Origin of the sequence: Facklamia sp. 7083-14-GEN3 (genome assembly GCF_024742075.1) — a bacterium.
Lineage (GTDB): Bacteria > Bacillota > Bacilli > Lactobacillales > Aerococcaceae > Facklamia.
In genome coordinates this window covers 567,673-582,545 of record NZ_JANSGD010000001.1, presented here as the reverse complement: position 1 = coordinate 582,545, position 14,873 = coordinate 567,673, and the positions used below count along the sequence as shown (strand labels likewise).

Genomic DNA, 14,873 nt, shown 5'->3' with positions numbered 1-14,873 from the left:
CTTATTTCCTTCTTTCTTTATGTTGGGCTTGAGCACCTGCAACAATTTCTATAATTTCATTGGTTACTTTAACTTGTCGTGCGTGATTATAACGCAACTGCAAGTCTGCGATGATTTCTTTAGCATTTTCAGTCGCTGATTGCATAGCAATCATACGGGAGAAATGCTCAGCCGTCTTAGCCTGTAAGAGAGCCCCATAGACTAAGGATTCGATATATTGAGGAACTAACCCCTCCAATACAGCTTCCATTGATGGTTCAATTAAAAAGACCTCGGAAATCAATTCTTTTTTATCAAAAGACGGATCAAGTTCCGTCCGACGGTTTAAGGAAACTACTGGTAATAATTTATCGACTCCGAAATGTGAATTAGCACCTGAACCGACACCATAGTGGTTATAGGCCAAGTATAGCTCATCACATTCTTTTTCAACATAGGCTGAACGCAATTGTCTGATAAAGTAGTGGGCTTCTTGGAAGCCAGGTTGGTCAGACAAAGGATAATAAGAGCGTGCAATCTTGTAGCCACGTTCTCGGCAATATCTTTCTCCTGTTCGACCTAAGGTATAAAAAACCAATTCTTGATCTTCATCAAAATTTTGTTCTTCTATCCACTCATCCAATCCCTTGATTAAGTTCACATTATAAGAACCTGCCAAACCTTTATCAGTTGAGATAAGAAAGATACCAATTTTGTTCACTTTTCGTGGAGTGATTAAAGACCGAATTTCCGGTTTGGAAAAGTTAGGAGGGGAGACCTTTAAAGTGTAGTGCAATTGCAGAATAGTTTCTTTTAAGTGATCGATATAGACTTGATAAGATTGCGTCATATCCAGTAAATGGTTGACCTTATTTCTTGAAACCATCTGCATAGCGTTGGTAATCTTTTGTGTTTTTTCAGTGGAAGCAATGTGTCGTTTGATTTCGTTTAATGACGGCATTACTTATCACTTCCTGTTTGGGATCCTTCAGAATGAACAAGGATAAAATTATCAACAACTTTATCTAAAATACCATTTAATTCGATTTCAGTTGGTAGAGGTTGATTATCTTCTAATTGTTGCAAAAGACCGGCATGGTAGGTAATGAATTCATCAGCAATAACATCTTCTAACTGATGAATTAAGTTAACAGGTACCTTGTCAAAGTATCCATTACCTAAAGCGTAGAAGACTATGATTTGAACACCTGAACGCATTGGTTTGTGAAGGCCTTGTTTTAACACTTCAACGATGCGCTCGCCACGTCTTAATTGACGCGCAGTCATTTCATCAATATCTGATCCAAAGGATGTAAAGGCTTCTAATTCACGATATGAAGCTAAGTCTAAACGCAATGTTCCTGAAACTTGTTTCATGGCCTTCAATTGTGCAGAGCCCCCAACCCTAGAAACAGATAGTCCCGCGTTAATGGCTGGACGGACACCAGAGAAGAAAAGATCGCTTTGTAAGAAAATCTGACCGTCCGTAATTGAAATGACGTTGGTTGGAATATAGGCTGAAATATCTCCCGCTTGTGTTTCAACAATTGGTAAGGAGGTAATTGAACCGCCGCCTAATTCATCCGATAATTTAGCTGACCGTTCCAAAAGACGAGAGTGAAGATAAAAAATATCCCCAGGATAAGCTTCACGTCCAGGTGGTCGTTTGAGCAAGAGGGACATTTCACGATAAGCCGCTGCTTGTTTGGATAAATCATCATAAATAATTAAGACATGCTTTCCTTCATACATAAATTCCTCAGCCATAGCCGTTGCAGCATATGGAGCTAAGTAAAGTAGGGGAGCAGGCTTAGAAGCAGAAGCAGTCATTACAATGGAGTAATCCATTGCGCCACGGTTGGTCAAGGTATGAACAATGTTTTTAACCGTTGATTCTTTTTGACCGATAGCTACATAGATACAAATAACATCTTTATCTTTTTGGTTTAAGATAGCATCAACTGCTAGCGAAGTTTTACCAGTCTTACGGTCACCGATAATTAATTCCCTTTGTCCTCTTCCGATTGGCACTAAGGAGTCAATGGCTTTTATTCCTGTTTCTAAAGGTTTTTTAACTGATTGTCTTTCCATAATACTGGGTGCTTCATGTTCTACTGGCCGTGTTTTATTAGTTAAGATAGGACCTTTTTCATCAATTGGACGTCCTAAGGCATCCACTACTCGTCCAAGTAGGGCCTTACCAACTGGAACCTCCATGGTATGATTCATTCGACGAATAATATCACCTTCATGGATTTGATGATAGGAACCAAAGATGATAACTCCGACTTGATCATTTTCAAGGTTTTGCACCATGCCGATCGTTCCATCATTAAATTCAACCATCTCACCATACATGGCGTTGTCCAATCCTTCTGAAAAGGCAATACCGTCTCCGACATAGGAAACCGTTCCGATTTCTTCTAACTTCTTATCAATTTCGAAGTCTCGGATTTGTTTTAAGACATCTTTTGTAAACTTTTCGTTTTTGCTCATGAAGAAATCACCTCTTCACTTTCCGGAATATTAATTTCATTTTGCATCGTTTGCAAGATCTGTCCGCCAGATAATTCATAGTAGAAGCGTTCACTTTGCAAGCGAACACCAATAATTAAATCTGGGTTAATAATAGTCGTAAAAGAACGAATCGAAAAGCCAGTAATGCGCATGAATTCACGGGCAATTTTAAGCTTTTCTGCTTTGGTTAAAGGGATAGCCGAAGATAAAAAGAGGCGTTCCCCAGTTAATTCTTTTAAGATTTCTTGACCTTCTTCTTCATCATTAATTTCTATATCTAGAAGTTCGAAGAGGAGGTCATCTTCATAGGTAACTTGTCGTCCTGATTTTAGGGCGAGCTCAGCTAAATCTTCTTGTTTGTGAAGTCTACCGTTGTTCATCGAGCTCCTCCAATCGATTGATAAATTCTTGAATCATTTGACGATGGTCATCTTCTGAAATTTCACGACGAACTACCTTTCCCGCCATGGCAACAGCCATATGAACTAATGATTCTTGCATATTTTCGGCAAAGTTTTGTCTTTGTACTTTTAAGTCTTCTTGCGTCATTTGAAGCATTTTGCTCTGTTCTTGACGGGTTTCTTCAATCATCTTGTCGCGCAAATGACTGGCATCAATTTGAGCTTGACGAATGATTTTCTCAGCTTCTAAGTGAGCTGATTTTAGTTGAGAATCGATTTGTGATAAAGCTTCCTTATTCTTATTCTTAGCTTCTTCAGCCGCTTGCCAATCATCAGCAATTTTTTTCTGACGGGTTTCTAGCATTTGATTGAAGGGTTTCCACGCAAATTTATGGATGACAAAGAGTAAGATCAAAAAGGATGCAATTGTTAAGATGGCTTCGCCCAGAATAATATTAAAGTCCAATATTGACACTCCTTAAGTAGTTTATGGTTAGCTAAAGATTAAGATAAAGGAAATAACAACGGCGATAATTGGCACAGCTTCGATCAAACCAACTCCAAGGAACATTAAAGCTCTTAATTGAGAATCTAATTCAGGTTGACGTGAAATGGATTCGATGGTTTTAGAGATAACCATACCATTACCAATAGAAGCACCTAAGGCAGCGATTCCGACAGCGAGTGCAGCAGCTAATTCAGTCATATTTTAAATCTCCTTTGTATTTGGATTAATGATTAATTTTATGTGATAAGTAAACCATGGTTAGTGTGGTAAAAATATAGGCCTGGATGGCACCAATAAAGACAGAGAAGCCTTGCCATACGAATTGTAAGGGGACTGCCAATGCCCAAGTAAATGGAATTAAGATCATAGCGAACTTAGCAATCAGTCCAACTAAAACTTCTCCTGCGAAAATATTACCGAACAAACGTAAGGCTAAAGTAGTTGTATTAATAGTTTCTTCAACGAGCTGTAGTGGTAATTTTAAAATGTTAGGGCTAGCGTAGAAGCTCTTAAGGTGACCGCCTAAACCATTCTTCTTAATTCCTAGAATGTGCCCCGATAATATAGCAATGATTGCTAAAGAAATGGTTACAATGGGATCAGCCGTCGGGCTACGCCAAAATGATTCATGCTCTGACACAATTAAAAAGGGTAGTCCAATTAAGTTTGAAACAAAAATGAACAAGAAAAAGGTCAACCCTAAATTGACATAAACATTTTGGTGTTGACCGAGGGTTGAGTCACAGATGCCTTCAACAAATTCGATGATGATTTCCATCAAGACTTGGAATTTGGAAGGATGATTGGCGGATAATCTTCGGCTAACTAAAAAACACAACACGGAAATAATCGCCACCACCACAATTGTAGCAATTAATGTGTTGAAGTTAAAAGAAAGGCCGAGAAAATGAACAATCGGTGTATCTTCCATTCAGATTCCTTCTTTCATAAGTTTTAATGCTTATTTTAAACTTATTAAACAGTTAAACTATTTTCCTGAGAAAAAAGTAAAATTTTAGCACTTATATCCACTATAGCACAATTTCTTAGACTTTCAAAAGAAATCGTAGTGCTTTAGCTTTTATAGCACTTTAATCATAAGACCGTCTTACTAAAGTTTTCAAATAATTACTGAGTTTATTAGCAATAGAATAGGGGATACAATCGTTTTTTATTCGCTTACATAAAATGACATAAATTATTATTTAAGTGTTGCAATATATTACAATTTATAGGGACGAATATTGTTGAATTTTTTTTTAATTTATTGTTCAAATACAAATTAAGCGATTCGTTTTAGACTTATAAAGCCTTTATCATTTTAAGAATAAAAAGCAGGGTCATAAATTGACTCTGCTTTAATTACTATACGTCCGCAAACTTTTCAGCTAATTTTTTAAGATAAGGAACAAATTCATCTTTAACTTCTGGATGGTCGAGCGCAAATATAATAGAAGCTTGGAGCATCCCTTTGGCGTCTCCCACTTCAAACCATTCGCCTTGATATTCAAAGGCTAGTAGTGGTTGAGTTTTTTGTAATTGAATTAAGGCATCAGTTAATTCAACTTCACCCGTTGGACCGGCTTCAAGCTCATCTAAGATTTTAAATATGGCTGGTTCTAGAATATAGCGACCCGCCGCAGCCATGTTAGAAGGTGCATGATTTTGCGGTTTTTCAATCATATCGACTACTTGGAAGACATGAGGGTTTGCTGTTTCTTGAATATCTAAAATACCATAATTCTTGGTCTTGTTCGGATCAACCCGAACGCCAGCAATCACCGTTTGTTCTTTTTCTGCATAGAGATCAATAATTTGTTTAGAAAGGTTTTCTCCCCGAATGATATCATCTCCTAAAAGAAGGAGGAAAGGATCATTTCCGTTAAAGGCTTTGGCGTGACGAACTGCATCTCCTAGACCTCTAGGATGGTCTTGTCTGGTGTAATGAATATTTAAGTTGGATGTTTCAGTAGCTAGTCTCAGTAGCTTATCCTTACCTTTGGCTTTTAAATTTTGTTCGAGGGTAAAGTTGGCATCAAAATGGTCTTCAATTTCTTGCTTTCCTTTACCTGTAATAATTAAAATATCTTCAATGCCAGCATCTAAGGCTTCTTCGACAATGAATTGGATGGCTGGCTTATCAATAATAGGTAATATTTCTTTAGCAATGGCCTTAGTTGCGGGTAAAAAGCGCGTGCCTAAACCGGCAGCTGGAATAACAGCTTTTTTAACTTGAATTTTAGACATAATAACCTCCTATAAGCGCTCCTTGACAGTGGATTTGATAAATTCGATTAAATCGTCTCGTAATTCCGGAAGAGTGAGACCATATTCAATGACCGTTTCCATGTATCCGAATTTATTCCCCACATCATAACGACGACCATTAAACTCTAAGGCAAAGACGCGTTGGATTTTATTTAATCGGTCAATCGCATCGGTTAACTGAATCTCATTGCCCGCACCAGCCGGTTGTGTTTCTAAAAGAGAAAATATTTCTGGTGTTAAGAGGTAGCGTCCAATAATAGCTAGGTTGGACGGAGCTACTTCAGGAGATGGCTTTTCGACAAAACGTCTTACATTATAGATACCTTTTTCGTATTGGCGTTCCGGGTCGATGACACCATATTTTGAGGTGTCTTGTGGCGGTACAGACATAACAGCTAGAGTAGAGGCATGGGTATTGTTGTAATTATTAATTAATTGTTTGGTTAAGGGAACCGTGTCAGTCATCAAGTCATCACCTAACATGACGACAAAGGGTTCGTCTCCAATAAAATTCTTAGCTTGTAAGACAGCATGACCCAATCCTTTTGGATAAGATTGACGTTTAAAAAAGAGATTGATATTATTGAGATTTTTGACAGTGGTTAGCAATTCTTGCTTGCCTTTGGCTTCTAAGACGGCTTCTAACTCTTCATTAGCATCAAAATGGTCCTCAATAGGACGCTTAGAACGTCCGGTCACTATTAAGATATCTTCAATACCAGATTGAATGGCTTCTTCGACAATAAATTGAATGGTTGGCTTATTAATAATAGGGAGCATTTCTTTTGGCATGGCCTTTGTAGCAGGTAGGAAGCGGGTTCCAAGACCGGCTGCGGGGATGACAGCTTTTCTAACTTTCATAAACAGTCTCCTTTGATTATAATTATTTTTATCATAAGATTTTTAGATCATTTTCTCAAGTTAAGTCCAGCTATGATTTTATAAAATATTTAGGGATATATTGGAATTTTCTGTGAAATTCTAGAAATTAAATCTTAAATAGCTTATAATAATAACGCTAGATAGAAAGGAAGATGAAAATATGATCAAAAAACTTTTTAAATATATTGTTGTTTTTGCTTTATTGATAACTTCATTATTTACAATGACTGTTTCCACTCATGCGACTGATGTGAACAAACCATTCTCTGTATTACTATTAGGAATTGATACGGGAGACTTGGGTCGAACCGAAGTGGGGCGTTCAGATGTTATGATGGTAGCTACCATCAATCCTGAAGAAGAAAATATTGTCGTAACTTCTATTCCACGTGACTCCTATGTGGATATTCCTAATCGAGGGATGGATAAAATTAATCACGCTTATGCCTTTGGTGGACCTGAATTGTCAGTTGAAACAGTCGAAAACTGGTTAGACATTAAAATTCCCTATTATGTTACTGTTGATATGAAAGGCTTAGCCGATGTAGTCGATTCAGTAGGAGGTATTGATGTAGTTCCACCAACTACTTTTGAAATCAGTGGTTACACCTTTACTGAAGGTCAAGAGGTTCACTTAGACGGCGAGATGGCTCTTGCTTACGTAAGAGAACGCTACAATTCTGGTGGTGACTATGCTCGTCAAAAACGTCAACGTCAAGTGGTATTCGGCATTGCTCAAGCTGCCTTAAATAAAACCAGAGGTATTAAAGAAGTAATTGGTATGACAACTGCTATAAATAAATATGTAGGCATGAACCTTAATATGTTTGATCTCGGTAAGTTAGTAGTCTCTCACTTAGATATGCGTCCAACTATTTCCTTTAACCAATTTGAGGGTGAAGGCTTTATGTTAGATGGCATTTATTATGATCAAATCACTGAAGAGTCCTTTAGTAAAAATCAACAAATTATTAAGGATGAGTTAAGTGGTAAGCTGACCAATGATCCAGAAAATGAAGATACTTTTAAACTTGAAAAAGAATCCGATAAATAAAATATCATAGACAGCTAGCGAATGAAGTAAGCTGTCTTTTTTTCTTGTTTTAAAAGCGTTTTCTTTATATAATGAGCATATTATCCAAGTGTGTGAGGTGTAATTTAAATGAAGAATTCGAAGGCCTTTTTGACAGCCGGACATTTAAAGTGGTTAGCTTTAATTTTCATGGTGATTGACCATACGGCAGTAGTTCTGATTGAAATGGGTATTTTTAACCACCAGAGTGATTATAGTTATGAATTTTTAACTCAGATGGTCAGCGTCTATGAAATTATGCGAAATATTGGTCGCTTAGCTTTTCCAATTTATCTTTATCTTTTATTAGAAGGTTATCATCACACTAGAAATTTGAAGCGTTATTTTACGCGTTTAGCATTCTTAGCTGTGGTTTCTGAAATTCCCTTTGACTTAGCCTTTGCCAATCAACCTTTTTATTGGGACCATCAAAATGTTTTCATAGAATTATTAATTGCGCTACTACTTTTTGCGTGCTTGGATCATTTTAAAGAGAACTGGTTGATGCGTTTAGTGAGTGTCAGTTTATGCTTTGGTTTGGCTTATTTCACTATGGCTGATTATGACCTGTTTGGTATTTTAGCCGCTTTAATTCTTTACTTTGCTTATGGTAATCGAATAAGAGAGGCTATAGCAATCCTACCTGCCTTTTCCTTTGAATATTATATGCCGACTGTCTTTCTCAGTAGTTTATTTATTCTTTGTTATAATGGTAAACGTGGTAGGGTCCAGCAAGCCTTTCATTATTGGGCCTATCCGGGTCATATCTTGCTGCTTTATTTGATAAAATTAATGCTATTTAATACCAATTAAAAAACCGATTCCTAGGAATCGGTTTTTAGCTTAGAAAAGGAAGGATGATCTGGCTGAGTAAAATACTGAGGGTATAACCAATGGTTAAGGAAATAATGACCATAACCGCATCAATGCCTTTGATAATTCCCGCTAGATTATTGCCTTTAAGAATGTCGCGCATGGCATTGGTCGCTGAAGTCACTGGATAATTTGGCATGATCATAGCCCCTAGAATGATGACGGGATGAATCGTCGATGGAAAACTGGCATCAATCAACTTGACAGTTAAAGAGCCAAGAGCTATGGAGAGAATATTAAATAAGAAGTCAGTGAGAAAGGTTGTTTTGCGCCAATAATCTAAAGTTAATATTAAGCAGCCAATTAGAAAAGCTACTAACATATCTAGTGGGGTCCCACCGAAGAGAATAACGAAAAGAACGATCAAGATTAGATTAATATACTTAATAATAAATCCATATTCATCGGTCTGGATATTGTTTAAAGCCTCATAAGCTTGATCAACAGATATTTCTCCTGAAACGTAGGCTCTTGAAATATCATTCACTTTAACGATGTGTTGGATATTGTTTTGCCGTTTATTAATACGCACAATCTCGGAAAAGCTGAATTCTGCCAGTTTTGTATCTGTAAGAGAAAGAAAAAGACCGGTGGTGTTGGAATAGCTAGAAGGGGAATCTAAGCCGGTTGTTTGAAGGATTCTTAAAGTCGTATCCTCAACACGATACTCTTCGGCATTGGATTCTAAGAGAATCTTTCCAGCTAAGCGTGCTAATTTAAAAACTTTTTTATAGAAAATCCGCATTCAAACACCCTCTCTCTTTTTTTATATTCTAGAGCCTATTGCTGTAAATGGCAAGTAGAGTCAAAGAATTGACGAGATTTTAAGTAAAAGTGAGTCATTATTAGTCAAACTAATTGTAAGAATGAGCTCATGGCTTAAAATTTTAAATTTATAAGAGTCTAGTATCAATAAACACATAATAAAAATTTATCATTTTTGTAAATTTATATTAGCAACAAATTATTGATAGATTTATCTTGAACTGTGATACAATTATTATAAAGGGGTGATTTAATGGATCAATCAAGTTTACTAATTAATGATTCTACAATTAAACAACTTATTACCATGGAAGATACCGTTGAAATTATCGACAATGTGTTTAAAGATTTTGCGGCTGGTCAAGTGATTAACCCAGGAAAAGTGACTCTCGACATGGGGGAAATGGGGGGATGGCCTTTTCATGAAGCCTTTCTGAATGCAATGCCAGCTTATTTAGGTTCTATAAAAGTGGCGGGACAAAAATTTGTGGGAGGATTTGCAGGCGAACGGGCTAAAGCGGGGTTACCATTTATCACCGCTATGATTATGCTGGTCGATGCCAGATTAGGTAATTTTATTTCGGTTTTAGATGGGACACGTATTTCCAACATGCGGACCGGAGCACAAGCCGCCGTCGCTTTAAAATATATGCTCAATAAACCTAAATTGAAAATTGGTATGTTTGGGGCAGGTCAGCAGGCTAGACAAGTGACTCACGCTATATCAACTGTCTTTGAGATTGAAGAATTAAGGGTATGGAATATCCACCGTGATTCAGCAGAAACATTTAAAGAAGATATGCAAAGATATGTTCAAGGCGACATTATAATTTGTGAAGATGGTAAAGATGCTTGTCAAGTGGACGCAGTCTTTACCTTAACACCTTCTAAAGAAGCCTTGATAAAGGAAGAGTGGATACAAAAAGGAACGATTGTCTTTCCAATGGGTTCCTATCAAGAAATTGAGAATGAGTTGATCCATCAATCAGATGCAATTGTAGTTGACCATGTTAGTCAAGCACTCAATCGTGGTATTCTGAAGCCTCTTTATAAGTCAGGCCAAATAACCGAAAAAGATATTACAGCTAGCCTTGCAGACCTTTCGAAAGGACCGCATGAAAAGATTGATCCAAAAAATCAGCGCATTATTTGTATCCCTATTGGAATTGGTGCTACTGATGTTGCTGTCGCTCACGAAGTCTATCAAAGAGCGTTAGCGGCAAATCTAGGAACTCCTTTTGATTTTACGGCTTAAATAGCTTACTTTAAATATTCATTGAACTTACACTTAAGCTTTAGGAGTTCTTACTTCTTCGATATTAAAAGTAGATTAAATTGAGTTTTTTATGATTACAAACGCTTACATTTTTTATATAATAAATTTAAGTGACTTTCAGTAAAAAAAGTTAGAAAAGAGGGATTCAATGAAAATCGTGGATGATTCTAGAAGGTTGGTAGCAGTAGATGAACAAGAAAATACACTCGCACAAATGGTCTATGAATTGACCGAAGGCGATAAAATTTGGGTAACTCATACTTTTACCCATCCTACTAATCAAGGAAGGGGTTTAGCGGGTGAATTATTCAATGCCATGGTAGATAAAGCACGTAGAGAAGGAAGAAAAATTACTTCCACTTGTACTTATGTGACGCATAAACTCGCTAAAGATCCTGAAAAGTATCAAGATATAACGGCCGAACCCTAATAACATAATTAATAAGACCTCCATCGAAAAAGTTGGAGGTCTTTTATTTAAATTTAGTAATTAAAGATGGAATGCTTTCGCAATTTCGACAGTCTGATCCGCATTTAAGATGCAGGACAATTTTAGACGGGCCTTGACACCACTCAACCCTTGAGCATAAATGATTCCCATTTGTTTCAGCTGCTTACCTCCGCCAACATAATCATAAACATCTTCAGTGACCCCGTTAAAGGCTCGAGATACCATCACAATTGGAATATCTTTTTCTAATAGTTCTTGAATGGGTTGAAGTGTCTCGGGTGGAATATTACCGGCCCCTAAACCTTCAATGACTAAGCCATCAAAATTATTATCCAGGACCGTTTGGAAGAGTTCGGGTCCCATGCTAGCGTATGTTTTAATTAAGGCAACTTTTTTACTAATTGAGTTAACTTTATAATATTCACGGTGAAGTGATTCTTGGAAATAAATGACTTGATTTTTTGAAATTAATCCAATCGGCCCAAATGTTGGTGTTTGGAAAGTGGCAACATTGGTGGTATGGGTCTTGGTTACATAGGTAGCTGTATGAATTTCTTCATTCATGACTACCACTACGCCCTTACCGCGCGATTTATCATCGCGGGCCACAAAGATGGAAGAACGGAGATTGGCTAAGCCATCAGACCCGATTTCGTTACTAGAGCGCATAGCTCCTGTCAAAACGACTGGAATGGGAATATTAAGGGTCAATTCTAAAAAATAGGCTGTTTCTTCCAAGGTATCAGTTCCGTGAGTGACAAAAATGCCATCGTATTGATTCGATACCGATTGAATATAATTGCTGAGATTAAGCATCAACTCTTCATTCATATGCGGAGAAGGAATGTTCATCAGATCTTCTACTGTGATATCTGCAAATTGATTAAAGAAAGAAGATTGCGTAATAATTGGGTTTTCAGATGAGGGGGATACCTTACCACTGGTTTGGTCTTCAGACATGGCAATCGTGCCACCGGTATTTATTAATAGTAATTTCTTCATACTTTCACTCCTCATGGTTGTTCTTAGAAAAGTATAACGCTTTCAAATTCAGTAAACAATCCCTCTAGCTTGGATTTTGATAAGAGTTTGGTTAAACTGATTAGAAGCGACCACATTATTTAAAAAACTTAAGAAAAGGTGATGCTGATGTCTCATGATCATGCCTGTATCCGACAAGTTCCCATTCTTAATCATTTAGATGACCAATCAATGGATTTAATAGGCGAAAAGATTATTCGCAAAGAATTAGAAAAAGGAGAATATCTCTTTCAAGCGGGGGACCAAACCGATACTCTCTACATTATTCATTCGGGCGCTATTCGCGTCTTTCGTATTGTTGAGTCGGGTAAAGAGCAATTGCTTCAAATTTTAAGACCGGGTGACTTTTTAGGAGAGCGAACGATCTTTAACCAGACCGTTCCTCACCAAGATTATGCACAAGCGCAGAAAAACACGACTGTTTGTATGTTAAAGCAAAGTGACTTTAATAATTTTTTAATGGATTTTCCTCAAATCGCTATCAAACTATTAGGCGAAATGTCTAACCGCTTGGAAAATTCCGAAAAACAAACCACCCAAGTTTCTATTGAGCAGGTAGCCAATCGTTTGATTTCTTATTTAATTGATCAAGTTGAAAATCCGAGTGAGGGACCAGTGATTGTTGAATTAGATATGTCGCGTAAAGACATTGCTTCTTTCCTAGGAACCAGTCCTGAAACATTGAGTCGACGATTTAAAGAGTTAGAAGACACCGGCTTAATCAAACAGTTAAGTTCTAAACGCATTGAAATTAATGATTTAGATGAACTACTCTTTCACAAAAATTAATACTAGGCTGACCATTTTATTAAATGGTCAGTTTTTTATTTTAAGTTCCTCTTTAAATAAATTATTGACCTGCATCAAGGTTTTAAATCTTTTTAAGTCCTATGATGAAGTCAAGCTAACAAAAGGGGGAACTAAAATGTATCAATTATCTATTCAGATATTACGAAGTAAAAATAAACTAATGGTGATTCAAGCAGTCTTAATTGGCTTAGCGCTTTCTTTGAATTTTATGGCTAAAGACAGTCCATTTAGTCACATCGGTCTGCTAGTCGCAGGACTTATTGGAACACTACCAATTTTAATCCAGGCTATCTCGTCCTTAAAGATCAAACTCGTTACCATTGATGTCTTAGTAGCCATTGCCGCCATTGGTGCCTTAATGATTCAAAATTATGAAGAAACAGCTATTGTCACTTTTCTTTTCTTATTTGGAGCATGGTTAGAAGGAAAAACTTTAGACTATACCCGCTCATCGATTAAGTCACTGACTGAGATGGCACCTGATCTGGCATGGGTCCAGCAAGAAGACGGTGAGTTTGCTGAAGAAGATATCGACTTTGTGGAAGAAGGTGACATTGTCTTAGTAAAGACAGGGGGCAAGGTTCCGGTTGATGGCAAAATTATTCAAGGGCAAGGTTCTGTAAATGAAGCTTCCATAACAGGAGAATCTGTGCTGTTGTCAAAGTCAGTAGGTGATAGTGTATTTGCGGGGACTATTTTAGAAAATGGAACGATTCAGATTGAAACCGATAAAGTCGGCGAAGAAACAACTTTTGGACGCATTATCGAGCTCGTGGAAGAAGCCCAGGATAGTAGGTCCTCAACAGAACGATTTATTAATAGGTTTGCTAAATGGTATACGCCACTGGTCTTATTAATTGGACTAATAGTTGGCATGATTACGCAAGATGTTGAAGTCGCTATTACTATTTTAGTTTTAGGTTGTCCATGGGCATTAGTGATTGGTATTCCAGTATCTAACGTGGCTGGGATTGGTAATGGCGCTAAAAATGGCGTTTTACTTAAGGGTTCTGAAGTGATTCAAAATTTCGCTAAAGTGGATACTATGATTTTTGATAAAACGGGAACTTTAACGATGGGTAAGACGCGAGTTAACCAAGAGTATCGTTATGGTAATTTCCAGTCGCATCATTTGGATTATCTTTTAGCTGTTGAGAAAGAATCAGACCATCCCTTGGCATTAGCTATTCTGAATTATTACGGCTCATTAGCGTCCAATGCAAAAGTGGAGCATACAGACGTTATTAAGGGTCAAGGTATTGAAGCTATAGTCGAAAAACATAAGGTCTTAATCGGTAAGTTGGACTTGATGGAGCGAAACTTCTTAAAAATTACCAATCAAGTTATCAATGAGATTGAAGCTTTAGAAAAAAGTGGTCATTCCATTGTAGTCATGGCAGTCAACCAAGAAATCGTTTTGGTATTGGGTATTAAAGATCAGATTCGACCAGGAATTAAACCCTATCTTGAACTATTAAAAAAATCAGGAGTTAAAAACTTAGTATTGGCCTCTGGTGATAACCAACAAACTGTCGACTTAGTCGCTAAAGAATTAGCCTTAGACTTAGCCATGGGAAATTTATTACCACAAGACAAAGCTAATTATTTAGTTGAACAACAAGAAAAAGGTCATACCGTTGCCTTCATAGGAGACGGAGTTAATGATAGTCCATCAATCGCTAAAGCGGATGTAGGCATTGCTATGGGTTCAGGAACAGATGTTGCGATTGAAAGTTCGGATGTGGTTTTAGTTCAATCTGATTTTAAACATCTAGTCCATGCCTATCTTTTAAGTAAAAAGACCAATCTCAATATGATGGAAAATATTGTTATTGCTTTGACCGTTGTCATCTTGTTGATTGGATTTCTTTTATTCAGTCCTTGGATGTCAATGTCTTTAGGAATGCTCATTCATGAAGGCAGTATTCTCTTAGTGATTATCAATGCCTTGAGATTATTGGCTTTTAAAATCAAAAAGGAGTAGATTCTTGACCTAGGTCAAGGTTTTATAATACATATTAACTTATACT

At 37.1% G+C, this 14,873-nt stretch carries 16 protein-coding genes; 6 read left to right on the top strand and 10 right to left on the bottom strand.

Annotated features, from left to right (window positions below; genetic code table 11):
• Position 1: 1 nt before the first annotated feature.
• The 8 genes from atpG to galU form a co-directional block, all read right to left on the bottom strand.
• Positions 2–940: an ATP synthase F1 subunit gamma gene (atpG, locus tag NW240_RS02745; protein WP_258435922.1), complete on the bottom strand. Its 939-nt coding sequence runs from the start codon at positions 938–940 to the stop codon at positions 2–4.
• Positions 940–2,475, bottom strand: a complete 1,536-nt coding sequence (gene atpA, locus NW240_RS02740; protein WP_258435921.1) for a F0F1 ATP synthase subunit alpha — start codon at positions 2,473–2,475, stop codon at positions 940–942. Before atpA ends, atpG begins: the two co-directional genes overlap by 1 nt.
• Entirely contained in the window at positions 2,472–2,876 is a 405-nt protein-coding gene (locus NW240_RS02735) for a hypothetical protein (RefSeq protein WP_258435920.1), read from the bottom strand. Before NW240_RS02735 ends, atpA begins: the two co-directional genes overlap by 4 nt.
• A complete protein-coding gene (gene atpF, locus NW240_RS02730) occupies positions 2,863–3,363 on the bottom strand; it encodes a F0F1 ATP synthase subunit B (protein WP_258435919.1) in 501 nt (166 codons plus the stop codon). The genes NW240_RS02735 and atpF overlap by 14 nt, the downstream gene beginning before the upstream one ends.
• Positions 3,364–3,390: 27 nt before the next feature.
• A complete protein-coding gene (atpE, locus tag NW240_RS02725) occupies positions 3,391–3,603 on the bottom strand; it encodes a F0F1 ATP synthase subunit C (protein WP_258435918.1) in 213 nt (70 codons plus the stop codon).
• Positions 3,604–3,628: 25 nt separating this feature from the next.
• Entirely contained in the window at positions 3,629–4,336 is a 708-nt protein-coding gene (gene atpB, locus NW240_RS02720; RefSeq protein ID WP_258435917.1) for a F0F1 ATP synthase subunit A, read from the bottom strand.
• Between the two features lie 434 nt (positions 4,337–4,770).
• Positions 4,771–5,652, bottom strand: coding sequence for a UTP--glucose-1-phosphate uridylyltransferase (locus NW240_RS02715; protein WP_258435916.1), 882 nt, complete (start codon positions 5,650–5,652; stop codon positions 4,771–4,773).
• A 9-nt stretch (positions 5,653–5,661) separates the two neighbouring features.
• Positions 5,662–6,534: a UTP--glucose-1-phosphate uridylyltransferase GalU gene (gene galU, locus NW240_RS02710; RefSeq protein WP_258435915.1), complete on the bottom strand. Its 873-nt coding sequence runs from the start codon at positions 6,532–6,534 to the stop codon at positions 5,662–5,664.
• A 181-nt stretch (positions 6,535–6,715) separates the two neighbouring features.
• Between galU and NW240_RS02705 the strand changes: the two genes are divergently transcribed.
• Positions 6,716–7,609, top strand: a complete 894-nt coding sequence (locus tag NW240_RS02705; protein WP_258435914.1) for an LCP family protein — start codon at positions 6,716–6,718, stop codon at positions 7,607–7,609.
• Between the two features lie 108 nt (positions 7,610–7,717).
• Positions 7,718–8,440 carry a conjugal transfer protein TraX gene (locus tag NW240_RS02700; RefSeq protein ID WP_258435913.1) on the top strand — a complete coding sequence of 241 codons (723 nt, stop codon included), beginning with the start codon at positions 7,718–7,720 and terminating at the stop codon, positions 8,438–8,440.
• 25 nt (positions 8,441–8,465) lie between these two features.
• Here the strand turns inward: NW240_RS02700 and NW240_RS02695 are convergent, their stop codons facing one another.
• Entirely contained in the window at positions 8,466–9,245 is a 780-nt protein-coding gene (locus NW240_RS02695; RefSeq protein WP_258435912.1) for a threonine/serine exporter family protein, read from the bottom strand.
• A gap of 273 nt (positions 9,246–9,518) precedes the next feature.
• Here NW240_RS02695 and NW240_RS02690 point away from each other — a divergent pair, with 273 nt between their 5' ends.
• Entirely contained in the window at positions 9,519–10,520 is a 1,002-nt protein-coding gene (locus tag NW240_RS02690) for an ornithine cyclodeaminase family protein (protein WP_258435910.1), read from the top strand.
• A 169-nt stretch (positions 10,521–10,689) separates the two neighbouring features.
• Positions 10,690–10,971 (top strand): GNAT family N-acetyltransferase, encoded by a 282-nt coding sequence (locus tag NW240_RS02685; protein ID WP_258435909.1) that lies wholly within the window; start codon positions 10,690–10,692, stop codon positions 10,969–10,971.
• A 60-nt stretch (positions 10,972–11,031) separates the two neighbouring features.
• On the opposite strand, the gene NW240_RS02680 is transcribed toward NW240_RS02685, so the two are convergent.
• Entirely contained in the window at positions 11,032–11,994 is a 963-nt protein-coding gene (locus NW240_RS02680; protein ID WP_258435908.1) for an asparaginase, read from the bottom strand.
• 141 nt (positions 11,995–12,135) lie between these two features.
• Between NW240_RS02680 and NW240_RS02675 the strand changes: the two genes are divergently transcribed.
• Together NW240_RS02675 and NW240_RS02670 are read left to right on the top strand one after the other, a co-directional pair.
• Complete coding sequence (locus NW240_RS02675; RefSeq protein ID WP_396134557.1) at positions 12,136–12,822, top strand: Crp/Fnr family transcriptional regulator; 687 nt, start codon at positions 12,136–12,138, stop codon at positions 12,820–12,822.
• Between the two features lie 136 nt (positions 12,823–12,958).
• A complete protein-coding gene (locus tag NW240_RS02670; RefSeq protein ID WP_258435906.1) occupies positions 12,959–14,827 on the top strand; it encodes a heavy metal translocating P-type ATPase in 1,869 nt (622 codons plus the stop codon).
• Positions 14,828–14,873 lie beyond the last annotated feature (46 nt).